General features: G+C 67.9%; 29 protein-coding genes and 1 pseudogene. 18 read left to right on the forward strand and 12 right to left on the reverse strand.

Features of this window, described 5'->3' with window-relative positions; translation table 11 throughout:
- Positions 1-68: 68 nt before the first annotated feature.
- The 3 genes from epsC to ACTZQ5_RS02230 are packed head-to-tail and all read left to right on the forward strand — an operon-like array spanning position 69 to position 2,055.
- On the forward strand, positions 69-1,028 hold the full coding sequence (epsC, locus tag ACTZQ5_RS02220; protein WP_443583520.1) for a serine O-acetyltransferase EpsC: 960 nt from the start codon (positions 69-71) through the stop codon (positions 1,026-1,028).
- The gene (locus ACTZQ5_RS02225; RefSeq protein WP_443583521.1) at positions 1,028-1,813 is read left to right on the forward strand and encodes a gamma-glutamyl-gamma-aminobutyrate hydrolase family protein; all 786 of its coding nucleotides are present in this window, start codon (positions 1,028-1,030) and stop codon (positions 1,811-1,813) included. Before epsC ends, ACTZQ5_RS02225 begins: the two co-directional genes overlap by 1 nt.
- Complete coding sequence (locus tag ACTZQ5_RS02230; RefSeq protein ID WP_443583522.1) at positions 1,810-2,055, forward strand: hypothetical protein; 246 nt, start codon at positions 1,810-1,812, stop codon at positions 2,053-2,055. The genes ACTZQ5_RS02225 and ACTZQ5_RS02230 overlap by 4 nt, the downstream gene beginning before the upstream one ends.
- A 92-nt stretch (positions 2,056-2,147) precedes the next feature.
- On the opposite strand, the gene ACTZQ5_RS02235 is transcribed toward ACTZQ5_RS02230, so the two are convergent.
- A complete protein-coding gene (locus ACTZQ5_RS02235) occupies positions 2,148-2,426 on the reverse strand; it encodes an acylphosphatase (RefSeq protein WP_443583523.1) in 279 nt (92 codons plus the stop codon).
- Positions 2,423-2,734, reverse strand: a complete 312-nt coding sequence (locus ACTZQ5_RS02240) for a metalloregulator ArsR/SmtB family transcription factor (RefSeq protein WP_443583524.1) — start codon at positions 2,732-2,734, stop codon at positions 2,423-2,425. Before ACTZQ5_RS02240 ends, ACTZQ5_RS02235 begins: the two co-directional genes overlap by 4 nt.
- An 82-nt stretch (positions 2,735-2,816) precedes the next feature.
- Between ACTZQ5_RS02240 and ACTZQ5_RS02245 the strand changes: the two genes are divergently transcribed.
- Positions 2,817-3,761: an acyl-CoA desaturase gene (locus ACTZQ5_RS02245; RefSeq protein WP_443583525.1), complete on the forward strand. Its 945-nt coding sequence runs from the start codon at positions 2,817-2,819 to the stop codon at positions 3,759-3,761.
- A gap of 75 nt (positions 3,762-3,836) precedes the next feature.
- Here ACTZQ5_RS02245 and ACTZQ5_RS02250 read toward each other — a convergent pair whose 3' ends face one another.
- From ACTZQ5_RS02250 to sucC, 3 genes are all read right to left on the reverse strand, one after another.
- Positions 3,837-4,766 (reverse strand): electron transfer flavoprotein subunit alpha/FixB family protein, encoded by a 930-nt coding sequence (locus ACTZQ5_RS02250; RefSeq protein WP_443583526.1) that lies wholly within the window; start codon positions 4,764-4,766, stop codon positions 3,837-3,839.
- A complete protein-coding gene (locus tag ACTZQ5_RS02255) occupies positions 4,763-5,509 on the reverse strand; it encodes an electron transfer flavoprotein subunit beta/FixA family protein (RefSeq protein WP_443583527.1) in 747 nt (248 codons plus the stop codon). Before ACTZQ5_RS02255 ends, ACTZQ5_RS02250 begins: the two co-directional genes overlap by 4 nt.
- Positions 5,510-5,868: 359 nt before the next feature.
- Positions 5,869-7,068: an ADP-forming succinate--CoA ligase subunit beta gene (gene sucC, locus ACTZQ5_RS02260; RefSeq protein WP_443583528.1), complete on the reverse strand. Its 1,200-nt coding sequence runs from the start codon at positions 7,066-7,068 to the stop codon at positions 5,869-5,871.
- A gap of 131 nt (positions 7,069-7,199) precedes the next feature.
- Between sucC and ACTZQ5_RS02265 the strand changes: the two genes are divergently transcribed.
- A complete protein-coding gene (locus ACTZQ5_RS02265; protein ID WP_443583529.1) occupies positions 7,200-7,721 on the forward strand; it encodes a sterol desaturase family protein in 522 nt (173 codons plus the stop codon).
- 25 nt (positions 7,722-7,746) lie between these two features.
- Complete coding sequence (locus tag ACTZQ5_RS02270) at positions 7,747-8,082, forward strand: PilZ domain-containing protein (protein WP_443583530.1); 336 nt, start codon at positions 7,747-7,749, stop codon at positions 8,080-8,082.
- A 225-nt stretch (positions 8,083-8,307) separates the two neighbouring features.
- On the opposite strand, the gene ACTZQ5_RS02275 is transcribed toward ACTZQ5_RS02270, so the two are convergent.
- On the reverse strand, positions 8,308-9,255 hold the full coding sequence (locus ACTZQ5_RS02275) for a ribose-phosphate pyrophosphokinase (protein ID WP_443583531.1): 948 nt from the start codon (positions 9,253-9,255) through the stop codon (positions 8,308-8,310).
- A gap of 112 nt (positions 9,256-9,367) precedes the next feature.
- Here ACTZQ5_RS02275 and gltX point away from each other — a divergent pair, with 112 nt between their 5' ends.
- The 7 genes from gltX to ribH all read left to right on the forward strand — a co-directional run bounded on the left by gltX (position 9,368) and on the right by ribH (position 15,176).
- Positions 9,368-10,708, forward strand: a complete 1,341-nt coding sequence (gene gltX / locus ACTZQ5_RS02280) for a glutamate--tRNA ligase (RefSeq protein WP_443583532.1) — start codon at positions 9,368-9,370, stop codon at positions 10,706-10,708.
- A gap of 120 nt (positions 10,709-10,828) precedes the next feature.
- Positions 10,829-11,506 (forward strand): energy transducer TonB, encoded by a 678-nt coding sequence (locus ACTZQ5_RS02285; RefSeq protein WP_443583533.1) that lies wholly within the window; start codon positions 10,829-10,831, stop codon positions 11,504-11,506.
- Between the two features lie 117 nt (positions 11,507-11,623).
- Positions 11,624-11,971, forward strand: coding sequence for a hypothetical protein (locus tag ACTZQ5_RS02290; RefSeq protein ID WP_443583534.1), 348 nt, complete (start codon positions 11,624-11,626; stop codon positions 11,969-11,971).
- Positions 11,972-11,991: 20 nt separating this feature from the next.
- Complete coding sequence (gene ribD, locus ACTZQ5_RS02295; protein WP_443583702.1) at positions 11,992-13,005, forward strand: bifunctional diaminohydroxyphosphoribosylaminopyrimidine deaminase/5-amino-6-(5-phosphoribosylamino)uracil reductase RibD; 1,014 nt, start codon at positions 11,992-11,994, stop codon at positions 13,003-13,005.
- An 11-nt stretch (positions 13,006-13,016) separates the two neighbouring features.
- Positions 13,017-13,628 carry a riboflavin synthase gene (locus tag ACTZQ5_RS02300; RefSeq protein ID WP_443583535.1) on the forward strand — a complete coding sequence of 204 codons (612 nt, stop codon included), beginning with the start codon at positions 13,017-13,019 and terminating at the stop codon, positions 13,626-13,628.
- On the forward strand, positions 13,612-14,754 hold the full coding sequence (gene ribB / locus ACTZQ5_RS02305) for a 3,4-dihydroxy-2-butanone-4-phosphate synthase (protein WP_443583536.1): 1,143 nt from the start codon (positions 13,612-13,614) through the stop codon (positions 14,752-14,754). The genes ACTZQ5_RS02300 and ribB overlap by 17 nt, the downstream gene beginning before the upstream one ends.
- A gap of 2 nt (positions 14,755-14,756) precedes the next feature.
- Entirely contained in the window at positions 14,757-15,176 is a 420-nt protein-coding gene (ribH, locus tag ACTZQ5_RS02310) for a 6,7-dimethyl-8-ribityllumazine synthase (protein WP_443583537.1), read from the forward strand.
- Between the two features lie 253 nt (positions 15,177-15,429).
- Here ribH and ACTZQ5_RS02315 read toward each other — a convergent pair whose 3' ends face one another.
- The 3 genes from ACTZQ5_RS02315 to ACTZQ5_RS02325 form a co-directional block, all read right to left on the reverse strand.
- Positions 15,430-16,800, reverse strand: coding sequence for an ammonium transporter (locus ACTZQ5_RS02315; RefSeq protein WP_443583538.1), 1,371 nt, complete (start codon positions 16,798-16,800; stop codon positions 15,430-15,432).
- Between the two features lie 8 nt (positions 16,801-16,808).
- Positions 16,809-17,147, reverse strand: coding sequence for a P-II family nitrogen regulator (locus tag ACTZQ5_RS02320; RefSeq protein ID WP_017980283.1), 339 nt, complete (start codon positions 17,145-17,147; stop codon positions 16,809-16,811).
- 139 nt (positions 17,148-17,286) lie between these two features.
- Positions 17,287-17,487, reverse strand: a complete 201-nt coding sequence (locus ACTZQ5_RS02325) for a putative signal transducing protein (RefSeq protein ID WP_443583539.1) — start codon at positions 17,485-17,487, stop codon at positions 17,287-17,289.
- 47 nt (positions 17,488-17,534) lie between these two features.
- Here ACTZQ5_RS02325 and ACTZQ5_RS02330 point away from each other — a divergent pair, with 47 nt between their 5' ends.
- Positions 17,535-17,780 carry a type II toxin-antitoxin system CcdA family antitoxin gene (locus ACTZQ5_RS02330; RefSeq protein ID WP_443583540.1) on the forward strand — a complete coding sequence of 82 codons (246 nt, stop codon included), beginning with the start codon at positions 17,535-17,537 and terminating at the stop codon, positions 17,778-17,780.
- Positions 17,780-18,070 (forward strand): CcdB family protein, encoded by a 291-nt coding sequence (locus tag ACTZQ5_RS02335; RefSeq protein WP_443583541.1) that lies wholly within the window; start codon positions 17,780-17,782, stop codon positions 18,068-18,070. The genes ACTZQ5_RS02330 and ACTZQ5_RS02335 overlap by 1 nt, the downstream gene beginning before the upstream one ends.
- Here ACTZQ5_RS02335 and tldD read toward each other — a convergent pair.
- Positions 18,067-19,509 carry a metalloprotease TldD gene (gene tldD / locus ACTZQ5_RS02340; protein WP_443583542.1) on the reverse strand — a complete coding sequence of 481 codons (1,443 nt, stop codon included), beginning with the start codon at positions 19,507-19,509 and terminating at the stop codon, positions 18,067-18,069. The genes ACTZQ5_RS02335 and tldD overlap by 4 nt on opposite strands.
- Before the next feature lie 18 nt (positions 19,510-19,527).
- Positions 19,528-19,761, reverse strand: coding sequence for a zinc-finger domain-containing protein (locus ACTZQ5_RS02345; RefSeq protein ID WP_443583543.1), 234 nt, complete (start codon positions 19,759-19,761; stop codon positions 19,528-19,530).
- A gap of 194 nt (positions 19,762-19,955) precedes the next feature.
- Here ACTZQ5_RS02345 and ACTZQ5_RS02350 point away from each other — a divergent pair, with 194 nt between their 5' ends.
- The 3 genes and pseudogenes from ACTZQ5_RS02350 to nadB all read left to right on the forward strand — a co-directional run bounded on the left by ACTZQ5_RS02350 (position 19,956) and on the right by nadB (position 22,878).
- Entirely contained in the window at positions 19,956-20,915 is a 960-nt protein-coding gene (locus ACTZQ5_RS02350; RefSeq protein WP_443583544.1) for an ABC transporter ATP-binding protein, read from the forward strand.
- Positions 20,916-21,304: pseudogene (locus ACTZQ5_RS02355) on the forward strand (endonuclease domain-containing protein).
- Positions 21,301-22,878 carry an L-aspartate oxidase gene (gene nadB, locus ACTZQ5_RS02360; protein WP_443583545.1) on the forward strand — a complete coding sequence of 526 codons (1,578 nt, stop codon included), beginning with the start codon at positions 21,301-21,303 and terminating at the stop codon, positions 22,876-22,878. The pseudogene ACTZQ5_RS02355 and the gene nadB overlap by 4 nt, the downstream one beginning before the upstream one ends.
- Positions 22,879-22,980: 102 nt before the next feature.
- Here the strand turns inward: nadB and ACTZQ5_RS02365 are convergent, their stop codons facing one another.
- Positions 22,981-24,756: a thiamine pyrophosphate-requiring protein gene (locus ACTZQ5_RS02365; RefSeq protein ID WP_443583546.1), complete on the reverse strand. Its 1,776-nt coding sequence runs from the start codon at positions 24,754-24,756 to the stop codon at positions 22,981-22,983.
- Positions 24,757-24,761 lie beyond the last annotated feature (5 nt).

The raw sequence follows: 24,761 nt of genomic DNA on the forward strand, positions 1-24,761 counted from the left end.
TGCATCTGGAGGACTGGCATGACCCGCGCATTCGCTCTCGCAAACCCGGCCGACCGGCGCTGACCGCCATGGCGTCGTCCGCACCCAGGCCCGATGGCGGCGCGACGCTCGGTCAGGCTGTCGACGCGCTACGTGGCGCTCGACAGGCGTGGCGCGAGCGGCAGCAGCCGGCACGCAGCGCAGCGGTCTTCCCGTCGCGCGGTGCCGTGGAGCGGATCGTCGAGCTGCTCGCCGAAGCGCTCTATCCGCGTCGGCTGGGGCTCCAGCGGGTCACGGCTGCCGATGAAGACCGCTTCGTCGCCGCCAAGCTTGCCGCGGCCTTCACTGAGCTGGAGCGCGAGATCGACCATGAGCTCGGCTATTGGCAGGCGGAGGCGCGCGCCGCTTTCGATCCCGAACAGGCGGCGACGATCGTCCGCCTGTTCGCCGGGACGCTTGGCGATATCCGCCGGTTGGTCGACAGCGACGTCGAGGCGGCGTTCCTCGGCGATCCCGCCGCGGGCAGCACCGACGAGATCCTGGTCTGCTACCCCGGCGCGATCGCCAGCCTGCACCATCGCATCGCGCACCAGTTGCACGGCCTCGGCGCGCCGATCGTCGCGCGCATGATCTCCGAACTCGCCAACGAGCGCACCGGCATCGACATCCACCCCGGCGCGACGATCGGCGAGCGCTTCTTCATCGATCACGGCACCGGCGTCGTGATCGGCGAAACCGCGATCGTCGGCAGCGGCGTGCGCCTCTACCAGCATGTCACGCTCGGCGCGCGCAGCCCGCTCGGTGCGGCACAACGGTCACCGCGGACACGCTATGCCCGCCACCCGATCATCGGCGACGATGTCGTCATCTACGCCGGCGCGACGATCCTCGGCCCGGTGACGATCGGCGATGGTGCGACGATCGGCGGCAACGTCTGGCTGCTCGGCGACGTGCCGCCCGGCGGCGTCGTGGTGCAGCCGGAGGCCGACCTGCTCGCCCCCTCCGCCGCCCACGCCCTGCGCGACACGCTCGTTGCGGCGGTGGTGTGATGGCGCGCCGCATCGACCCTGCGCGCCGGCCGGTGATCGGCGTCCTGTGCTGCAACGAGGTGGCGGATCGTCCGATCCAGGTCGTCGCCAGCCGCTTCGTCGCGCCGCTGACCCATCTTGCCGGCGCGACGGTGCTGCTGGTGCCGGCGATGCCGGACACCGCCGATGTGGGAACGCTGTCGGCGATCCTCGACGGGCTGCTGCTAACCGGCTCGCGCAGTCACGTTGCGCCCTGGCGCTACGGCGCGGCGCCGCTGCCCGTCGGCCAGACGGTGGACGAGGGGCGCGACGAGGTCGCGCTCGTACTCGCCGGCCGGATGATCGAGGCGGGCAAGCCAGTGTTCGGCATCTGCCGCGGTTTGCAGGAGATCAACGTGCTGTTCGGCGGCACGCTGGCGCCCGCTGCCGATGCCGCGCGCCATCATCGCGGCGAAGGGCATGACGATTACGAATCGCTCTTCCACCACGGCCACGACGTCGAACTGAGCGCCTGCGGCCGGCTCGCCGATGCGACGGGCGCCCGCCGCGTACGGGTCAATTCGGTGCACCAGCAGGGGATCGACCGGCTCGGCGGCGGTCTCGCGGTGGAGGCGATCGATCCCGACGACGGGCTGGTCGAGGCGGTGTCGGCCCGCCCCTGCGGCGCCGACGTGCTCGGCGTGCAATGGCATCCCGAATGGGACGCCGGCACCGCGCCCGCCAGCCGCGCCTTCTTTTCGCTGATCGGTGCCGGCCTGCGCGGCGGCAGCGGCAGCCATAGCGTTCCAACATGGAGGACTGAATGAAGACTGCAATCCTGGCGCCGGCGCTTGCCCTCGCCGCCCTGAGCCTCGCCGCCTGCGGCCCCAAGGCCGATAACGGCAACAACGCCGCCGCCACCGACACGCTGACGCTCAACGAGGAAGGCGATGCCAGCCTCGGCAACAGCGACGCATTCGAAGCGAACGGCAGCGATCTGGCAGTCGACAACGGCAGCACAGCGCTCGGCGACAATGCGCTGACGCCGACCGACGGCAACGCGCTCTAAGACTTCGCTTCTCCACGAACACGCCAGGTAAGCTCCCTAGGCGTAGACTGGCGGTCCGACATTGCTGGTGTCGGGCCGTCTTTTTGTGCGTGTCACACCGTCGGTCGGGTTTCGAAACCGCGCAAGGCGTCATGCGCCACATCGTCGTGCACCATCACGTCCGTGACATGCGAAGCGGGCGACCCTGCCCGAGCCTGCGCGACGATCGCCTCGATCGCCTCGCCCGGCCCCTGCACCACCGCCTCCACGCTGCCATCCGTGCGATTGCGCACCCAGCCATCGAGTCCCAGCGCCTGGGCCCGGCCAGCGAACCACGCGCGATAGAAAACGCCCTGCACCCGGCCGGTGACGATCAGGCGACGACGAATCATGGCCGCTTCTTGTTCGCGAGTACGGCGCTTTCCCGCTTCAACGGCCGCGATACCGGGCATACCTCCTGCACGAAGCCGTTGAGGGTATTAGCGAGGCTTTCAGGCACTAACGCGTAGAAGACATACTGCCCACGCTTCTCGCTCGTCACCAGCCCTGCCGCCTCCAGCACCGACAGATGCTGCGAAATCGATGGCTTGGACATGGCGAAACGCGCGGCGATGTCGCCCGCGCTGAGTTCGGTATGGGCTAAGTACGCCAGAATTTGCCGTCGGACAGACGACGATAGGGCTTCGAAGACGCGCTGCATGCCAGGCATTTAGGCGATGAGCTAAGCATTGACAAATCCCCCCGGACAGTTAGGCATATTCCTAATTGCCTAAGGAGCCTTTATGACGAGCGTGTCCACTGTCCGCATGGTTGCACTGCCCGACAGCAACGCGCTCGACGGCACCGTTCGGTGGGCGCCGGCGCGCTCGCTCTGGATGATCGGCATGACCGCTGCCGCGCTGATCCTCGCGCCGTTGTACGTTACGCCTGGCGCGGTCCTGCTGTGGCTGACGACTTCGGCGATCACCTTGTGCCTGGGACATTCGATCGGCCTGCATCGCCTGCTCATCCACCGCAGCCTGAAGGCGTCGGACGGGTTCGAGCGTCTGCTTGCCTATCTTGGAACCTTGGTCGGCATGGCAGGGCCGCTCGGTATGGTGCGCCTGCACGATACGCGCGACTGGGCGCAGCGGCAGGCGCAATGCCATGACCTGCACGCGCATCGCACGACGCTGCTGCACGATGCATGGTGGCAAATGCATTGTCGGCTCGAACTCGCGCATCCGCCCCGGTTCATGCTGGAGGAGCGGTTGAGCAACGATCGGACGCTGCGTTTCCTAGAGCAGACATGGATGGCGCAGCAGCTGCCCTGGGCCCTGCTCTTTCTTTGGGTCGGCGGCTTGCCGTGGCTGATCTGGGGTGTGCCGGTTCGCGTCGCCGTGGGCGTGACCGGACATTGGCTTGTAGGTCACATCACCCATCGCGGCGGTCCACAAGGATGGCAGGTCGATGGAACGGCAGTGCAGGGTCACGATTTGCCCGCTGCGGCGTTCATCACCTTCGGCGAGGCGTGGCACGGCAACCATCATGCCTGGCCCGAATCGGCCAGGTTGGGGATCGAGCCGGGCCAGATCGATCCGGGCTGGTGGGCGTTGCTGATGCTGCGCAGGCTGCGGCTTGTCTGGGATTTGCAGGAACCGGCGATGCTCGAGCCTCGCGCAGGACTGCGGCGGGTGAGGCAACCCGCGGTTGGGAAGCGACGCGGGAGTGGATCCCGCGTCGCGTGACGTCAGACGGCGCCGGAGCGCCGCTGGCCATGCCGACGGGTGGTGCTGCCAGCTATGCGCTGGCACCGTCCGCCGTCAGAGCTTCTCGGTCAGCTCCGGCACTACCTTGAACAGGTCGCCGACCAGGCCGATGTCGGCGACCTGGAAGATCGGCGCGTCCTCGTCCTTGTTGATCGCGACGATCACCTTGGAGTCCTTCATGCCGGCAAGGTGCTGGATCGCGCCCGAGATGCCGACCGCGATATAGACTTCCGGCGCGACGATCTTGCCGGTCTGGCCGACCTGATAGTCGTTGGGCACGAAGCCCGCATCGACCGCCGCGCGGCTGGCACCAACGCCGGCGCCGAGCTTGTCGGCCAGCGGCTCGATCAGCTTGGTGAAGTTCTCGCCGTTCTGCAGCGCGCGGCCGCCCGACACGATGATCTTGGCGCTGGTGAGTTCGGGGCGCGCATTCTCGGCGATCTCGGCGCCGACATAGGTCGACACGCCCTTGTCACCGGCCGACGTGATCGCTTCGACCGTGCCCGAGCCACCCTCGGCCGCCGCCTTTTCGAAGGCGGTGCCGCGGACGGTGATGACCTTCTTGGCATCCGACGTCTGCACCGTCGCGATCGCGTTGCCGGCGTAGATCGGCCGGGTGAAGGTATCCTCGCTTTCCACCGACAGGATATCGCTGATCTGCATGACATCGAGCAGAGCGGCGACGCGCGGCGCGACGTTCTTGCCCGTGGTGGTCGACGGCGCGACGAAGGCGTCGTGCGTGTCCATCAGCTGCACCACCAGCGGCGCGACGTTCTCGGCGAGCGCATGCGCATAGGCCGCATCGTCGGCGACGTGCACCTTGCCGACGCCGGCGATCTGCGCCGCGGCTTGCGCGACGCCGTCAACGCCCTGTCCGGCGACGAGGAGGTGGACCTCACCCAGCTTCGATGCGGCAGTCACCGCGGCGAGCGTGGCATCCTTGACCGTCGAGCCATCGTGCTCGACCCAGACGAGCGTCTTCACTTGGCAATCCCCATCGCATGCAGCTTCATCACGAGTTCGTCGACATCGGCGACCTTGACGCCCGCCTGCCGCTTGCCCGGCTCGACAACCTTCAGCGTCGTGATCCGCGGCGTCACGTCGACGCCGTAATCGGCGGCGGTCTTCTGCGCCAACGGCTTCGACTTCGCCTTCATGATGTTGGGCAGCGAGGCATAGCGCGGCTCGTTGAGGCGCAGGTCGGTGGTGACGATGGCGGGCAGCGGGAATTTGTCCGTTTCTAAACCGCCGTCGACCTCGCGCGTCACGGTGACGTCGCTTGCCGTGAGTTCGACCTTCGAGGCGAACGTGCCCTGTCCCCAGCCGAGGAGGCCGGCGAGCATCTGGCCGGTCTGGTTGTTGTCGTCGTCGATCGCCTGCTTGCCGAGAATGACGAGGCTCGGCTGCTCCTCCTCGACGATCTTGGCGAGGATCTTGGCGACGCCCAGCGGTTCGACCTTGGTGTCACTGGTCACCAGGATGCCGCGGTCCGCTCCCATCGCGAGCGCGGTGCGGATCGTCTCCTGCGCCTTCGGCTCGCCGATCGAGACGACGACGATCTCGGTGACACCCTTGTCCTTCAAGCGGATGGCTTCCTCGACGGCGATCTCGTCGAACGGGTTCATGCTCATCTTGACGTTGGCGAGGTCGACACCCGACCCGTCCGCCTTCACCCGGGGCTTCACGTTATAGTCAAGCACGCGCTTGACCGGCACCAGCACCTTCATTGGCTTCCTTCCGATTGCGCCTCCGACGCCTTTTTCGGCGTCGTATCGGCGGGTGAGATGGCGGTTTTCCGTGCCTTTCGCAAGTCCGGTATGGAAAGCGCCGGTTGCCGTAGCGGCAGGTCTACCGCCTGAACGAATCAGGCCCGGACATGATGCCCGAGCCTGAAGAAATTTTCGAGATTCGTTGGCCGATCTTGCCACACCAATGCCTCGAGCCGTTCGTCACTCCGGACGTGTTCCGGAGTCCACGGCGCAGCGAGCGCAGGTCCAGAGGCTCATGGCGGTCCGCCTGCGGACGCGTGGACCCCGGAACGAGTCCGGGGTGACGGGGCGCTGGTGGAAGCGCCCCGCCATTCGGATCACGCCGCCTTCTGCACCTCGGCGACGATCTTCTTCGCGGCATCGCCCAGATCGTTGGCAGGAACGATCGCGAGGCCGGAATTGGCCAGGATGTCCTTTCCGGCCTGCACGTTGGTGCCTTCCAGACGGACGACCAACGGCACCGACAGGTTCACTTCCTTGGCGGCAGCGACGATGCCTTCGGCGATGATGTCGCACTTCATGATGCCGCCGAAGATGTTGACCAGGATGCCCTTCACCGCCGGATCGGCGAGGATGATCTTGAACGCCGCCGTCACCTTCTCCTTGTTGGCGCCGCCGCCGACGTCGAGGAAGTTGGCCGGGAACATGCCGTTGAGCTTGATGATGTCCATCGTCGCCATGGCAAGGCCCGCGCCGTTGACCATGCAGCCGATGTCGCCGTCGAGCTTGATGTAGGCGAGGTCGTACTTCGACGCCTCCAGCTCCATCGCGTCCTCTTCGGTGGTGTCGCGCAATTCCATCAGGTCCTTGTGACGGAACATGGCGTTGCCGTCGAAGCCGACCTTGGCGTCGAGCACGACCAGCTTGCCGTCATCGGTAACCGCGAGCGGGTTGATCTCGATCTGCTCGGCGTCGGTGCCGAGGAAGGCGTCGTACAGCTTGGACGCGACGCTGGCCGCCTGCTTGGCGAGATCACCGGTCAGCTCCAGCGCCGCGGCAACGGCACGCCCGTGATGCGGCATGAAGCCGGTCGCGGTGTCGATGTCGATCGAGTGGATCTTTTCCGGCGTGTCGTGCGCCACCGTCTCGATGTCCATGCCGCCTTCGGTCGAGGCGACCATCGAGACGCGGCCGGTCGCACGGTTGACGAGCAGCGCGAGGTAGAATTCCTTCGCGATATCGACGCCGTCGGTGATGTAGAGGCGGTTGACCTGCTTTCCGGCATCGCCGGTCTGGATCGTCACCAGCGTGTTGCCGAGCATGTCGGCCGCATGCGCGCGCACTTCATCGGCAGTCTTGGCAAGGCGGACGCCGCCTTTGGCGTCGGGGCCGAGTTCCTTGAACTTGCCCTTGCCGCGGCCGCCGGCGTGGATCTGCGCCTTGACGACGTAGAGCGGTCCGGGAAGCTTCTTCGATGCCTCGACGGCCTCTTCGACGCTGAGTGCGGCGAAACCGGCGGGAACGGGCACGCCGAACTTCGCCAGCAGTTCCTTGGCTTGATATTCGTGGATGTTCATGGTCTGCCTCGCATGATGCTGGTAAGAGGAGATTGGAGCGGCCTTTCGCACAGGCCGCCCGGCGAATCCACCCCGGATCGTGCAGGGGGTCCATTCGTTATTGCAAACGCATCGCATTAGACGGAGCACGCATGTCCTGGCCGCTCGGCATCCTTCTGTTTCTCCTGACCGTGGTCGGCATGGAGGGATTCGCCTATGCCGCGCACCGCTGGATCATGTACGGACCCGGCTGGTTCCTGCACGCCAGCCACCACCGCCAGCGGCACGGCAACTGGGAGCTCAACGACCTGTATGCCGCGATCTTCGCGGTGCCCTCGTTCGTGCTGCTGCTGGGAGCCCTGCAACTCGGCTGGTGGCCGGGCTGGGCATGGATCGGCGCGGGGATCGCGGCCTATGGCGCCATCTATTTCGGCTTCCACGACATCATCGTCCACCAGCGGATCGCGACGCGCTACCTGCCCAAGTCCGCCTATATGAAGCGCATCGTTCAGGCGCATCGGCTGCATCACGTCGTCGAGACGCGGGAGGGCAACGTCAGCTTCGGCTTCCTGGTCGCGCCGCGTCCGGAGGGATTGAAGGCGGAATTGAAGCGTCGCGGCCGGCAGGGCGTCCGTGCGCCAGTGACGGCCGAGACGTCGTTGGCAGAAAAGTAACCACTGACATGGCAGGCACGCTGCCATGGAACAGCCGATCTTCACGCCGCCCTTCGAACCCGTCGATCCGACGGACGAGTCGCGTCAGGCGCTGCGCAAGGCGGTCAAGATGCGCGCGCACCTGCGCGATCGTGGCCAGACGCGCTTCGAGATCGAGGTGACCGACCTGTCACTCTCCGGCTTCCGCGCCGAGACGAGCTTCACCTTATGGCCGGGCACGGTGGTGTGGCTGACCCTGCCGGGGCTCGCCGGGCTGGAGGCGGTGGTCGCGTGGCGCGACAAGTTCAAATATGGCTGCGCCTTCGCGAAACCGTTGCACCCGGCGGTGTTCGATCACATCGTGGCGCTGTCGCAAAGGTAGGCGCGGCAACGCCCGCGCCGGTGCGCGGCACGCGCAACCCTGCGACCGGCCGGCGGGTCGGTGCAACCGAGCCCGTCCGACGGCGGCTTTGCCGTCGTCGCTGCTAAGGCCCTCCAAAAGGATGCCGGCAAAGCCGTCGTCAGTCGGGTCGCGCCGGGGCGCGCCCGCTGGCCGGATTGACCGCTGCGCTTGCGCGCATCGGCGCGGGCGTGGCCGCGCCTGCGGTCAATCGAACAAGCTGCTCACGCTCGTTTCATCCGCGATCCGCTTGATCGCCTCGCCGAGCAGCGGCGCGATCGGCAGGTGGCGGATGCGGCCCGCCCCAACGTTCTTGGGGACGATCGATTCGTGGTTGCCGATCGAATCGGTGATGACCAGCTCGCGCAGCGCCGAGCCTTCGACCCGCGCCACCGCGCCGCCCGACAGCACGCCGTGCGTCACATAGGCGACGACATCCTCCGCCCCCGCCTCGCGCAGTGCCGCCGCCGCGTTGCACAGGGTGCCGGCCGAGTCGACGATGTCGTCGATCAGGATGCAAAAGCGGCCCTCGACGTCGCCGATGATGTTCATCACCTCCGATTCGCCGGCGCGTTCGCGGCGCTTGTCGACGATGGCGAGCGGCGCATTGTCGAGCCGCTTGGCGAGCTGGCGCGCGCGCACCACGCCGCCGACGTCGGGCGAAACGACCATCAGGTTCTTGCCCTTGAATCGGGCGCTGATGTCCGCGCTCATCACCGGTGCGGCGTAGAGGTTGTCGGTCGGGATATCGAAGAAGCCTTGGATCTGTCCGGCATGCAGGTCGACCGACAGCACGCGGTCGGCGCCGGCGACGGTGATGAGGTTGGCGACGAGCTTCGCCGAGATCGGCGTGCGCGGCCCCGGCTTCCGGTCCTGGCGGGCATAGCCCATGTACGGGATCACCGCGGTGATCCGCTTCGCCGACGCGCGCTTCAGCGCATCGATGATGATGAGCAATTCCATCAGATTGTCGTTGGCGGGAAAGCCCGTCGACTGGATCACGAACACGTCCTCGCCGCGCACGTTTTCCTGGATCTCGACGAAGATCTCCTCGTCGGCGAAGCGGCGCACCAGCGCATCGGTCAGCGGCAATTCCAGATAGGCCGCGATCGCCTTCGCCAGGGGAAGATTCGAATTGCCGGTCATCAGTTTCATGCGTGGCTCCCCGCCCCATCGATGCTGTTCTCGCGGTCGCGCCTTAGAGCCACCGTCATGAAACGGAAAGCTCGCTTGTTCGCCCCTGTCCGACTGACTAGGCGCAGGCACCATGACCGTCATCACCCGTTTCGCCCCCTCGCCGACCGGCACGCTGCACGTCGGCAACATCCGCGCCGCGCTTCACAACTGGATGTTTGCGCGGGCACAGGGTGGCCGTTTCGTGCTGCGGATCGACGACACCGATGCCGAACGATCCGAGGAGCGCTTCGTCGCGGGCATCCGCGCCGACCTCGCCTGGCTGGGCCTGGAGGCCGATGCGCAGGTCCGCCAGTCCGAACGGTTCGCGCTGTATCAGGCGCGCTTCGACGCGCTGGTCGCGGCGGGGCGCATCTATCCGGCCTATGAGACGGCGCAGGAACTCGATCTCAAGCGCAAGATCCTGCTCGGGCGCGGCCTGCCGCCGGTGTACGACCGCGCCGCGCTGACGCTGAGCGATGCCGAGCGGGCCGCGCTGGACGCCGCGGGCGTCCGCCCGCACTGGCGCTTCAAGCTGGATCACGATGCCGCCATCACGTGGGACGACCTGATCCGCGGGCCGCAGGCGTTCGATCCGCGCACGATGAGCGATCCCGTGATCCGCCGCGCCGACGGATCGTGGCTGTATATGCTGCCCTCCGCGATCGACGACGCCGACCTCGGCATCACCCATGTCGTGCGCGGCGAGGACCATGTGTCCAACACCGCGCTGCAATTGCAGATGTTCGCCGCGATGGGCGTGGCGCCGCCGCGCTTCGCGCATGAGGCGCTGCTGACCGGCGCGGAGGGCAAATTGTCGAAGCGGCTGGGCTCGCTCGGCGTCGCGCACTTCCGCGAGGCGGGGATCGAGCCGCAGGCGGTGATCGCGCTGCTCGCGCGGATCGGCACCAGCGACCCCGTCGAGCCGCTGGTCGATCCGGCGCCGCTGATCGCCGCGTTCGATTTCGCCCGCTTCGGCCGGGCGCCGGCGCGTTTCGACGAAGCGGAACTGGCACAGGTCAACGCGCGCATCGTCCACCAGCTGGATCATGCCGCGGTGGCCGAGCGGCTGCCCGAAGGCATGGGCGCCGCCGAATGGGCCGCCGTCCGCCCCAATCTGACCCAGGTCGCCGAAGCGGCGGACTGGTGGCACGTGATCGAGGGGCCGATCACCGCGCCGGCGATGGACGAAGACGCCCGCGCCTATCTGACACAGGCAGCCCGTCATGCCGAGACGATCGATTGGGCGGGCGATCCGTGGCACGCGCTGACCGGTGCGTTGAAGGACGCGACGGGACGCAAGGGCAAGGCCTTGTTCCTGCCGTTGCGCCAGGCGCTGACCGGGCGCGACCACGGCCCCGACATGGCCGCGCTCCTGCCGCTGATCGGCCGCGACCGGGCGATCGCACGGCTCTCGGCCGCCGCGAGCGCCTGATCCGAAGCGTCACGGCTCGCCGTGCTTTCGGCACGGCTTGACATGGTGACGATACATCGTAACATTCGACGGCCTGCAGGAGATAGGTTCGAAGCCAGACGACGAGACAGGAGACGGATCATGTATGCCGACCGCTACCCCCAGCCGACCCGTTTCAACCCCGGTGGCCTTACCGCCGCCGTCGCGATCAACGTGGCGCTGGTCGCCGCGCTGATGTTCGCAGGACCGAAGATCCTGCCCGACGGCCCGGAGCATGTGCTGACCACCACCAACATCCCGGTCGACGAGCCGCCGCCGCCCGAACCGCCTGCGCCACAGCCCAAGCCGCACGAGATGACCGCGAGTCGGCCGATGGAGCAGATCACGGCGCCGGTGCCGCCGATCCCGATCCCCAGCACATCGGACTTCACCACCAGCGTGACCGAGTCGCCGCCGGTGACGGGGTCGATCGTCGGCAATGATCCCGGTCCGCTGGTGGAGGCGCCACCCGCACCACCGTTGCTGCCGCTGATCGGCCCGCAGGTCGATCCGCGCTACGCCGACGCCTTCCAGCCCGAATATCCTGCCGCCGAACGCCGCGCCAACCGCGACGGCCGCGTCACCGTGCGCGTGCTGGTCGGCGTCGATGGCCGGGTGAAGCAGATCGAACGGGTCACCGCGACCAGCGACGATTTCTGGAAGGCGACGCAGCAGCGCGCGCTGCGGTCTTGGCGGTTCAAGCCGGCGACGCGCGGCAGCGTGCCCGAGGAAGCGTGGCGGACGATGACGTTGACCTTCCGCATGGAGGATGCCGACTGAGGCCGGACGCCGGCGGGTGCGCAACCCCGTCGGCGTCTGATGCGGGTCGCCAATCCGGCACCGGTCTGCATCCGACAAGGGCTGGCCCAAAGGCTTCCGCGCTCCTACATCTCATCCATGCAGTTCTTCAGCCGCTTCTCGCCGGTCCGCGCGTACAAGGATCTGCGCTTCTTCCTGTCGCAGCGCGAGCCGCGCGACCTGGGGTTTCTGGTCGCGGCGATGGCGATCACCGGGTTCTTCGTCTACGCCTTCATGCGCAACGACATTCCGCCCGAACCCTATCAGCCGAACATCATCTACTTCAAAAACTATGCCGCGGATCGCACCGATGCGCAGATCAAGGCACAGCAGGCGATCGACAAGGTCGACCAGGACAAGCGCATCGCCGCGCAGAAGGCGCGCGAGGACAAGTTGCGCAGCCAGTTCAAGACAGTCGACGATGCGATGACCAAGTGGGGGCTGTAAGCGCCGGCGACGTGCGCTGGATGGGGGCGGCGCTGGCGCTGGGCGAGCGCAGCCGCGGAACGAGCGCCCCCAATCCCAATGTCGGCTGCGTGATCGTGCAGGGCGGCCGCGTGGTCGGCCGCGGCTGGACCCAGCCCGGCGGGCGGCCGCATGCCGAGGCGATGGCGTTGGCGCAGGCGGGCGAACAGACGCGCGGTGCGACGGTCTATACCACGCTGGAGCCCTGCGCCCATCTATCGCCCCGCGGGCCGGCCTGTGCCAACCTGCTGGTCGCGGCGGGGGTGGCGCGGGTGGTGGTGGCGCTCGGCGATCCCGATCCGCGCACCGATCGCGTCGGGATGGCGCGGCTGGCCGATGCGGGGATCGCAGTGACGCAGGGCGCAGGTGCCGAGGCCGCCGCGCGGAGCATGGCGGGTTTCCTGACCCGGCAACGCTTCGGCCGGCCTTTCGTCACGCTGAAGCTCGCGACCTCACTCGACGGGTGCATCGCGCTGGCGGACGGCACCAGCCGCTGGATCACCGGGCCGGAGGCGCGCGCCCACGCGCACCTCGAGCGTAGCCGGCAGGGTGCGATCCTGGTCGGGCGCGGAACGTGGGAGGCGGATGCGCCGCGACTCGACGTGCGGCTTGCGGGGCTGGAGGGGCGCAGCCCGTTGCGGGTGGTGCTGTCGACCCACCCTCACCCTTCGGCGCTGCGCGCCTCTTCCCTCTCCCGATGGGAGAGGGAGGGAGCACCGCAGGTGCGGAAGGGTGAGGGTGAGCCGGAGTGGATCGCCTCTCCGGCAGACATCGCCGGCCTGCCGGTCGATCACCTGCTGGTCGAAGGGGGCGCCGGCGCCGCCGCCGCCTTCCTTCGCGCCGGCCTCGTCGACCGCCTGCTCCTCTACCGCGCGCCGATCGTCATTGGCGGCGGCAGGGCGTCGGTCGGCGACATCGGCCTCGCCGATCTGGGCACCGCGCATGGCCGGTGGCGGCTTGGCGATGCACGGCAGCTTGGCACCGACCGCCTCGAGGTCTACGAGCGGGCGCGATAACAGGGACGATCATGTTCACCGGCATAGTCAGCGACATCGGCACCATCGAGCGCGTCGAGCACGGCGGCGACACACGCGTGCGCATCGCCACCGCCTACGACACCGGCACGATCGACCTCGGCGCGTCGATCGCCTGTTCGGGCGTCTGCCTGACCGTCGTCGACAAGGGGCCCGGCTGGTTCGACATGCAGGTGTCGGGCGAGACGATCGCACGCACTGCCCGCGACCAGTGGACGCCGGGGCGGCGGCTCAACCTCGAACGCGCGATGAAGCTGGGCGACGAACTGGGCGGGCACATCGTCACCGGCCATGTCGACGGCATCGCCACCGTGCTCGGCATCTGCCCGGAAGGCGAATCGCACCGCATCGGCTTCGCGGTGCCGGCCGCGCTCGCCCCGTTCATCGCGCCCAAGGGATCGATCACGATCGACGGCGTGTCGCTGACGGTGAACACCGTCGAGGACCATGGCGAGGCGACGCACTTCTCCGTGAACCTCATCCCCCACACCCAGGCGGTGACGACGCTCGGCACGCTGGCGCAAGGCCAGGCGGTCAATATCGAGATCGACGTGCTCGCCCGCTATCTGCAACGTATGGAGCATTACCGTGGCCAAGGCAGCTGAAGTGGCGAAGCTCCGCCACGCCTTCCTCTCCGCGCCGGAAGAGATCATCGACGAGGCGCGCAACGGCCGGATGTTCATCCTGGTCGACGACGAGGATCGCGAGAACGAGGGCGACCTCGTCATCCCCGCGCAGATGGCTACCCCTGAAAAGATCAACTTCATGGCCAAATTCGGCCGCGGCCTGATCTGCCTCGCGCTCACCAAGACGCGCGTCGACGAACTCGGCCTGCCGCTGATGAGCCGCAACAACGGCACCCGGCACGAAACCGCCTTCACCACCTCGATCGAGGCGCGCGAGGGCGTCACCACCGGCATCTCCGCCGCGGATCGCGCGCGCACCGTCGCGGTGGCGATCGATTCGTCGAAGGGGCCGAGCGAGATCGTGACGCCGGGACACGTCTTTCCGCTGGTCGCGCGCGACGGTGGCGTGCTGGTGCGCACCGGCCATACCGAGGCGGCGGTCGACGTCTCGCGGCTCGCCGGGCTCAACCCCTCGGGCGTGATCTGCGAGATCATGAACGAGGACGGCACGATGGCGCGGCTCGACGACCTCGTCGCCTTCGCGCAGTTCCACAATCTCAAGATCGGCACGATCCGCGACCTCATCGCCTACCGCCGCCGCCACGACCATCTCGTCGAGAAGCGCGCCGAGGCGCGCTTCGTCAGCGAATGGGGCGGCGAGTGGACCGCGATGACCTTTTGGAACAAGGCGACGGGCAGCGAGCAGATCGCGCTGGTGAAGGGCAAGGTCGATCCGACCAGGCCGACGCTGGTGCGGATGCACGCGCTGTCGCCCTTCGCCGACCTGTTCGGCGAGGGCGGCGACCGCGCCGGCCTGCTGCGCCGCTCGATGGAGATCATCGCGGAGGAAGGCGCCGGCGTGATCGTCGTCATCAACCGGCCGCGGGCCGACCAGTTCACCGTCGCGCTGCAGGCGAAAGCGGGAACGCTGCCGGCGTCGGACATGGAGCAGCTGCGCGACTATGGCGTCGGCGCGATGATCCTGACCGAACTGGGCGTCGAGGAGATGGTGCTGCTCACCAACACGCATCACACGCTGATCGGGCTCGACGGCTATGGCCTGTCGATCGTCGGCGAACGCGCCGTCGGCGGCACCGGGGACTGACCATGGCACATCTGCTCATCGTCGAAGCGCGCTTCTACGATCACCTCAACGACATGCTGCTCGCCGGCGCCCGCGCCGCGATCGAGGCGGCGGGGCACAGCCATGAGACGGTGACCGTGCCGGGCGCACTGGAAGTGCCGGGCGCGATCGCGCTGGCCTCCGATACCGACCGGTACGACGCCTTCGTCGCACTGGGCGTGGTGATCCGCGGCGAGACCTATCATTTCGAGATCGTGTCCAACGAGAGCGCCCGCGGCATCATGGCGCTGACCATGGACGGCCTTGCCATCGGCAACGGCATCCTCACCACCGAGAACGAGGCGCAGGCGATCGTCCGCGCCGATCCGGCGCAGCTCGACAAGGGCGGCGGCGCGGCGCTGGCGGCGCTCGCTATGCTGGACCTGCGCCGCCAGTTCGCCTGACCTTACGCGCAGCGTCGATCAGGAGAGTTCGCGCGACACCGCGACGCCGTGAAGACGTCGTACCCGCGGCAGCGATCTTGATGGCGAGAGGCAGGCTGACGCTTGTCCAATGCGCGCCCTCTTCGCGTCTTCGCGTCTTCGCGCGAACCAAAAAAGACCCGGTACGTCGCCGTACCGGGTCAGGGTCGTCCGCAGGAGGAACGTCGTGGGGGGCGGGGGTCTGCTGCCCCCGCGCCCGATCAGAGAATGGCGATCAGTTGTAGGCGCGCTCGCCGTGCTCGCCGAGGTCGAGGCCTTCCTGCTCGACTTCGGGAGCGACCCGCAGGCCGGTCAGCGCCTTGGCGACGGTGATCGCGATAGCGGTGCCGATCGACGCCCAGACGATGGTGGTCGCGACCGCGCCGAGCTGCACGAGCAGCTTCGCACCCATGTTGTAATCCGCCGCACCGGGGCCGCCGAGCGACGGCGCGTAGACGATGCCGGTGCCGATCGCGCCGATCATGCCGCCGATGCCGTGCACGCCGAAGGCGTCGAGCGCGTCGTCATAGCCGAGGCGCGGCTTCAGCACCGACACGGCGAAGAAGCAGACCACCGAGGCGACGGCGCCGAGCACGATCGCGCCGAACGGCCCGGAATTGCCCGCGGCCGGCGTCACGGCGACGAGGCCGGCGACGATGCCCGAGCAGAAGCCGAGCGCCGAGCCCTTGTGGCCGCGCACCCGCTCGATCAGCATCCAGAACAGCCCGCCCGCTGCGGTGGCGACGAAGGTGTTGATCATCGCCAGGCCCGCCGAGCCATTGGCCTCCAGCGCCGAGCCGGCGTTGAACCCGAACCAGCCGACCCACAGCAGGCCGGTACCGACGCCGGTCAGCGTCAGCGAGTGCGGCGGCATCGGCGTCGTCGGATAGCCCATCCGCTTGCCGAGCATCAGCGAGGCGACCAGTGCGGAGACGCCGGCGTTGATGTGCACCACCGTGCCGCCTGCGAAGTCGAGCGCACCGGCCTTGAAGAACAGGCCCGACGACGCCCACACCATGTGCGCTACGGGCAAATAGACGATCGTCAGCCACACCGCGGCGAAGGCCATCACCGCGCTGAACTTCATGCGCTCGACGACCGACCCCAGCACCAGCGCGACGGTGATCGCGGCAAAGGTCATCTGGAAGCTGATGAAGACATATTCCGGGATCTCGACCCCGGCGGTGAAGGTCGCCGATTGCGAGGCGGCGGTAACGCCCTTCAGGAACGCCTTGTCGAAGCTGGCGACGAAGTTGGTGAGGAAGCCGCCGCCGCCCATGTCGGGACCGAAGGCAAGGCTGTAGCCGTACATCACCCAGATCAGCATCGCGAGGCAGGCAACCGCGCCGACCTGCGTCATCACCGACAGCATGTTCTTGGCGCGGGTGAGGCCGCCGTAGAACAGGGCGAGGCCGGGCAGGATCATCATCATGACGAGGACCGTGCTGGTCATCATCCAGGCGGTGTCGCCCTTGTTCACCGTCGCGGCGGTCGCGGCGGCGGGCGGCGATTGCAGTGCCGCATCCTGCGCCCAGGCGGGCATGGCGGCGAACGCCAGGGCGGTCAGCCCCGCGACGCCGGCGTATTTCAGTGCATGCTTCATCATCACCCCCCTCAGAGCGCGCTGTCGTCGGTTTCGCCGGTGCGGATGCGCACCGCCTGCCCGACGTCGAGCACGAAGATCTTGCCGTCGCCGATCGCGCCGGTGTTGGCGGAGGCCTGGATCGCCTCGACCACGCGGTCGGCGAGGTCGGCGGCGCAGACCACCTCGATCTTGATCTTGGGCACCATGTTGGTGCTGTATTCGGCGCCGCGGTAGATTTCGGTCTGGCCCTTCTGGCGGCCGAACCCCTTGACCTCGGTAACCGTCATCCCCGCCACTCCCAACGTGGTGAGCGCTTCCCTCACCTCGTCGAGCTTGAACGGCTTGATGATCGCAATGACCAGCTTCATCCCTGCCCCCTCGTTGCACGAGGATGGCCATCGCAAGCGTCATGCCAGATGCGTAACGGTGCGATTCCGTTGCGGTCAGCTGCCGCCCGGGACCGATTTACGTTAGATTATTGTGCAGGTGCGGCGGCCTGCCCAAAATTCAGGCAGCATCGACGATGGCGCGAGCGGCCGGCAGATCGCCCTCGTCCACCATCACCCTGACCGGGATCAGCAGGTAGCTGCCATCGGCGATGCTCGCCCCGCCATCGAAGGCGATGGCCTCTATCCCCTCCGCCGCCAGCCGCCCGACGATGATGTTGGCGAGGTTGCGATCGTAGCGGCCGAGTTCGATGAGGGACATGGATGCGCTCCGTTGACGCGCAATGGGCATGCGCATACATTTACCATATGAAACATGATGCCATAACACCGACCAAGCGGCGGCCGGTCAACGTCTCACTCGACACTGGCATAGTGGCAGCAGCACGCGAAGCGGGAGTCAATCTGTCGCGCGTGACGGAAGCGGCTCTGCGCGTCGCGGTCAAGGAAGCCCGTGAACACCGTTGGCGCGAAGAAAACCGTGAAGCCGTCGGACGCTTCAACGAGTGGTATGAAGAGCATGGCGATCCGCTGGCGCATCTGGCGTCGCTTTGATGGCCCAATTCGACGCGCTGCGCGTGACCGGCGATGTGATCGTACTGGACTGCCAGTCCAACTTCCTCGTCGATCTACCGACGCGATTCGTTGTTCCGCTCCGGAGAGCCGACCGTGTTGACCTTCCACGATTAACGCCGACCTTCCTCGTCGATGGTCAGCTGCTCACCATGATTACGCCATTGGCTCGCAGTATTAGCAAGCGCGATATTCTGGCGACCGTTGCGCGCTTGGACGAGCACGAATACGAGATAAAGGCCGCGCTCGATCTGCTCGTGACCGGCTTCTAGCCCGCCGCCGTTCCGCCCACCGTCAGCCCGTCGACCAGCAGCGTCGGCTGCCCGACGCCCGCCGGCACGCTCTGCCCGCCCTTGCCGCAGACGCCGATTCCTTCGTCGAGCGCGAAGTCGTTGCCGATGCCGGTCACCCTGGTCAGCACGGACGGGCCGTCGCCGATCAGCGTCGCGCCCTTGATCGGCGCGCCGATGCGGCCGTCCTCGATTCTGTAGGCCTCGGTGCAGCTGAAGACGAACTTGCCCGACACGATATCGACCTGACCGCCGCCGAAGCTCTTGGCGAAGATGCCGCGCTTCACGCGGGCAAGCAGTTCGGCGGGATCGTCCTTGCCGCCCTTCATGAAGGTGTTGGTCATCCGCGGCATCGGCGCATGCGCGAAGCTTTCGCGGCGGCCGTTGCCCGTCGCCGCGACGCCCATCAGCCGCGCGTTCAGCCGGTCCTGCATATAGCCCTTCAGGATGCCGTCCTCGATCAGCACCGTCTCGCCGGTCGGCGTGCCTTCGTCGTCGATCGACAGCGAGCCGCGCCGGTCGGGGATCGATCCGTCGTCGACCACGGTCACCCCCGGTGCCGCGACGCGTTCGCCGATGCGGCCGGAGAAGGCGCTCGTCCCCTTGCGGTTGAAGTCGCCCTCCAGGCCATGGCCGATCGCCTCGTGCAGGATCACGCCCGGCCAGCCTGGCCCGAGCAGCACGGTCATCTCGCCGGCCGGCGCCGCGACGGATTCGAGGTTCACGAGCGCCTGGGCGAGCGCCTCGTCGATGCCGCGGCTCCAGACGCTCGTGTCGAACAGGCGGTCGTAGAGATAGCGTCCACCGATCCCGAACGACCCCGTCTCGCGCCGGCCGTTCTGCTCCACGACGATCTGGATGTTGAGCCGGACCAGCGGCCGCACGTCGGTGGCGACGAAGCCGTCCGGGCGGACGATCTCGACCACGCTCCACGTGCCCGACAGGCCGACCGACACCTGCGCCACGCGCGGGTCGCGCGCCCGCGCCGCCGCATCGATCGTCTGGCACAGATTGACCTTGTCGGCGAACGGCACGAGGTCGAGCGGGTCGGCGTCGGTATAGAGGTGCCGGTTGTTGCCCTGCGGCGGCGGTGCCCTGGTGCCCGCGGACGGATCGATCAGCGCCATCGTCTCGCCGGCGCGGCGGATCGCGGCTTCCGACAGTTCGTTGGCATGGGCGAAGGCGGTCATCTCGCCAGACACCGCGCGCAGGCCGAAACCGGCGTTGGTGTCGTAGCTCGCGGTCTTCAATCGGCCGTCGTCGAAGCCGAACGCCTCCGCCTTGCGATATTGCAGGTAGAGTTCGCCGTCATCGGCGCGCCCGAGCGTTTCGGCGGTCAGGCGCAGCGCGGCGTCGGGCGACAGGGCGTCGCGGTAGAGGAACGCGCGGGGATCGGCGGCGGCGAGCGATGGCAGGGTCATGCCGCCGATATAGGCGCTCTAGACGCTGGCGCCATCCGGGTGGTCGCGCAATTGCGACTGGTCGGCGCCGTCCGCCGGACCGCCGATCAGCACGAAGCGGCGGTCGCAATAGCCGCAGTCGACATAGCCTTCCTCGTCGATCTGCAGGAAGACGCGCGGGTGGCCGAGCGCGGCCCCGCCGGGAATGTCGGTGGCGCCGTCGCAGGCGACGCGGCGTTGCGATACGCGGACGGTTTCGGGCGGCGGAATCATGGGCTGCGGATAGCAAGGCGCAGGCACCGCATCAATCCTCCCCGGCACGGGGAGGTGGCAGCCGCGGGCTGACGGGGGGGCCCGCCGGGCAGGACCTGGGCGTGGGGCTGCCCCTCCATCAGCTTCGCTGGTCCCCCTCCCCGTGCCGGGGAGGATTTCCTTGCACCGCGCGGAGAGCGGCGTATGCCGCCCGCATGACCGAGGCCGCGATCCGCATCCAGAACCTCTGCAAGACCTATCAGGGCGGCAAGCGCGCGCTCGACGGAGTCACCTTCGACGTGCCGCGGGGGCAGATCTTCGGCCTGCTCGGGCCGAACGGCGCGGGCAAGTCGACGCTCATCAATATCCTGGCAGGCCTGGTCAACAAGACCGACGGGCAGGCGGCGATCTGGGGCTTCGACATCGATGCGCATCCGCGCAACGCCAAGGCATCGATCGGCATCGTCAACCAGGAGATCCTGTTCGACCCCTTCTTCACGCCGATCGAGACGCTGGAGATCCAGGCCGGCCTCTACGGCGTGGCCAAGGACCAGCGCCGCAGCCTGGAGCTGCTGCGCGCCGTGCATCTGGAGGACAAGGCGAACGCCTATGCCCGTACGCTGTCGGGCGGCATGAAGCGGCGGCTGATGGTGGCCAAGGCGATGGTGCATTCGCCCCCCGTGCTGGTGCTCGACGAGCCGACCGCGGGCGTCGACATCGAATTGCGCCAGCAGCTGTGGGCCTATGTCCGCCAGCTCAACGCCGCGGGCGTCACGGTGGTGCTGACCACCCACTATCTCGAAGAGGCCGAGGAGCTGTGCGATCGCATCGCGATCATCAACCACGGCCGGCTGATCGCCAACGAGCCGACGCGCGAGCTGGTCGGCAAGGCGCAGGAAAAGGTGGTGGCGGTGACCGTCGACCGCGACGTGGCGACGCTGCCGCAGAACGCCTGCTTCGGCAGGATCGTGCTGAAGGGCACGCGCACGCTGGAGATCACCTACGCCAAGGACCGCGTCAACGCCGGCGAGGTGCTGGCCGCGGTGCAGCACGACGGGTTCGGCATCGTCGACGTCTCGACCAAGGAACCCGACCTGGAGGACGTGTTCCTCAGCCTGACGCGGTCTTCCGCCCCCCTCCCGCTTGCGGGAGGGGCTGGGGGTGGGCCTGCGTAGATGCCGGAATGGCAGCCGCGGAATACCGCACGGGCGAGGGAGTTGCGCCACGAGGCGACCCCGGCGGAACGGCGTTTGTGGCAGTATCTCAGCGGCAGCCGGTTGGGCGGTCACAAGTTCAGCCGGCAGATGCCACTGGGCCCTATTTCTGCGATTTCCTCTGTCGGCGCGCCAGGATGGTGATCGAATTGGACGGTGATACGCATGCTGCTGCGCCGGAGGCCGACATGCAGCGTGACTGCTTCATGCGGGAGCGGGGATATCGCGTGCTGCGGTTCGGCAACGCCGACGTGATGGGGAATGTCGAGGGGGTGGTGACCGCTATCGGCGAGGCGCTTGCGGGCGCGCCCACCCCCAACCCCTCCCGCAAGCGGGAGGGGAGCATATGACCGCGGACGTCCTCATCGTCGGGTCCGGTGCTGCGGGGCTGACCGCGGCGCTCAACCTTGCCGAGCGGTTTCGCGTCACCGTGCTGGCCAAGGGTGCGCTGAACGAAGGGTCGACCGCCTGGGCGCAGGGCGGGATCGCCGCGGTGCTGGAACCGGGCGACACGTTCGAGCACCATGTCGAGGACACGATGGTCGCCGGCGCCGGCCTCAACGACCGCGACGTGGTGGAATATGTCGTCGAATGCGCACCCGCCGCGATCGAGCAACTCACCAAGCTCGGCGTACCCTTCGCGACCGAAGGCAACGCCTTGCACCTGACCCGCGAGGGCGGCCATTCGCACCGGCGCATCGTCCATGTCGCCGATGCCACCGGCTGGGCGGTGCAGGAAGCGCTGCAGCGCGCCGCGGAGGCGCATCCCAACATCACGCTCATCCCCGACCAGGTGGCGATCGACCTTGCCACCAGCCGCCACGAGCAGCGCTATTCGGGCGCGGGCAACGTCTGGGGCGTGTATGCGGTCGACCGGGGCACGGGGCGCGTCAACCTCTACACCGCCAAGGCGACGATCCTCGCCACCGGCGGCGCGGGCCGCACCTACCTGTTCTCCACCGCGCCGCGCGGTGCGACGGGGGACGGGATCGCGATGGCGTGGCGCGCCGGCGCCCGCGTCTCCAACATGGAGATGATGCAGTTCCACCCGACCTGCCTCTACCATCTCGACGTCAAGAACTTCCTCATCACCGAGGCGGTGCGCGGCGAAGGCGGCCGGCTGATCAACCCGACGACCGGCAAGCGCTTCATGAGCTATTACGACGCGGAGCGGATGGAGCTTGCGCCGCGCGACGTCGTGGCGCGCGCGATCGATGCCGAGATCAAGCGCTACGGCCTCGACTGCGTCCACCTCGACATCAGCCACCAGCCCGCCGACTTCATCCGCGGCCATTTCCCCAACATCTACGAAAAGCTGATCGGCCTCGGCATCGACATGACGCGCCAGCCGATCCCGGTGGTGCCGGCGCAGCATTATACCTGCGGCGGCATCGTGATCGACCGTGATGGACGCACCGACCTGCCCGGCCTCTACGCCGCGGGCGAGTGCACCGAGAGCGGGCTGCACGGCGCCAACCGCCTCGCCTCCAATTCGCTGCTCGAATGCTTCGTCTTCGGCAGGGCGTGCGCCGACCATATCGCCGCGCATTGGGACGCGCTGCCGCCGGTGCCGGTGATCCGGCCGTGGGACGAGAGCCGCGTCACCGATTCGGACGAAGAGGTGGTCATCAAGCAGAATTGGACCGAGATCCGCCGCTTCATGTGGAATTACGTCGGCATCGTCCGCACCACCAAGCGGCTGGAGCGCGCGCAGCACCGCATCCAGATGCTGACCGAAGAGGTCGCCGATTATTACGGCCATTTCCGGGTGACGCCGGACCTGATCGAGCTGCGCAACCTGCTCCAGACGGCGGAGCTGATCGTGCGATCGGCGCTGCACCGGCACGAGAGCCGCGGGCTGCATTATACGCTCGATTATCCCGGCATGCTGGCAGAGGCGGTGGACACGGTATTGGTGCCGTGACCTCCGTCATTGCGAGCGCAGCGAAGCAATCCAGAGCGTCCGGGCTGTGGCCCTGGATTGCTTCGCTGCGCTCGCAATGACGACAGGGGGGCGCTGCAAAATCTACCCCGTCACCTCCTTGAACAGCTGCCGCGCGGTGTCGGCGAGGACCCGGCCGGCGCCGCGATCACCCTTGGCCATCGAGGTCATGAACGCCTTCGCCTCCTGTAACGTCAGGTGCGGCGGCAGCGGCGCGACCTCGGGGTCGGTCTTCACCTCCAGGATCACCGGCCGGTCCGCGGCGAGCGCCGCCTCCCACGCTGCGCCCAAATCCTCCGGCCGGTCGACGAAGATGCCCTTCAGCCCGATCAGCTCGGCAAAGCGGGCGTAGGGGACGTCGGGCAGGTCCTGCGTCGTGGGAAAGCGCGGATTGCCCTCCATCACGCGCTGTTCCCAGGTCACCTCGTTCAGGTCCTCGTTGTTGAAGACGCAGACGATGAAGCGCGGGTCGGCCCAGCGCTGCCAGTATTTCTGTACGGTAATCATCTCGGCGAGGTTGTTCATCTGCATCGCCCCGTCGCCGACCAGCGCCACCACCGGCCGGTCCGGAAAGGCGAACTTGGCGCCGATCGCATAGGGCACCGCCGCGCCCATCGAGGCAAGGCCGCCCGACAGCGACGAGCGCTGCCCCGCCTTCACCCTGAAATCGCGCGCATACCAATTGGCGCACGAGCCGCTGTCGGAGGTGACGATCGCATCGGCGGGCAGACGCGGCGACATCTCCCACACCACGCGCTGCGGATTGACCGGCTTCGCCTCGGCATGCGCGCGGTCCTCCAGCGTCCGCCACCAGTCGGCGACGCCCGCCTCGATCCCTTCGCGCCAGCTGCGGTCGGCCTTGGCATGGATCAGCGGGATCAGCGCCTCCAGCGTCTCCTTTGCGCCGCCGTGCAGGTTGACCTCGGTCGGGTAGCGCAAGCCGAGCATGCCGGCATCGACGTCGATCTGCACCGCACGCACCTTGCCGTCCGCGGGCAGGAACTCCGCCCAGGGGAAGCCGGTGCCGATCATCAGCAGCGTGTCGGCGCCCTGCATCAGGTCCCACGACGGCTTGGTGCCGAGCAGGCCGATCGCACCGGTGACGAACGGCAGGTCGTCGGGCAGCACGTCCTTGCCGAGTAGCGCCTTGGCGACCCCGGCCCCGAGCAGCTCGGCGATCCGCACCACCGCATCCGCGCCCTCGCGTGCGCCGGCGCCGATCAGGATGGCGACCTTGCTCCCTGCGTTCAGCACCTCGGCGGCGCGGGCGAGGTCGGCCGGCTGCGGCACCATCCGCGGCCGGCTGTAGCCGACGCCCGACCGGGTGAAGCCGTGCGCGACCTTGGGCTCCTCATACGGCTCGTCCTGCACGTCCTTGGGCAGCACGATCACGCCGACGCCGTTGCCGGCGACGGCGATGCGGATCGAGCGGTCGGTGACGTGGCGCATCTGCGCGGGTGCGCTCACCTCCTGCACGTAATCGGCGACGTCGGCGAACAGGCGGTCGAGGTTCAGTTCCTGCTGGTAGCTGGCGCCGCGCACCGTCGTTTCCGCCTGTCCGGCGATGGCGAAGACCGGCGCATGATCGAGCTTGGCATCGTACAGGCCGGTCAGGAGGTGCGTCGCGCCGGGGCCGCCGGTGGACAGGCAGACGCCGATCTCGCCGGTGAACTTGGCATGCGCGGTCGCCATGAACGCCGCCATCTCCTCATGGCGGACCTGGATAAACTCGATGCCCTCTCCCGCCTTTTCGACACGTTGCAGCGCGCCGAGCACGCCGTTGATGCCGTCGCCCGAATAGCCGTAGATGCGGGTGACGCCCCACGCCTTCAGCCGCTCCACGAACGCGTCGCTGGTCATCTCCG

It is taken from the genome of Sphingomonas cellulosilytica (genome assembly GCF_052321755.1).
Lineage (GTDB): Bacteria > Pseudomonadota > Alphaproteobacteria > Sphingomonadales > Sphingomonadaceae > Sphingomonas.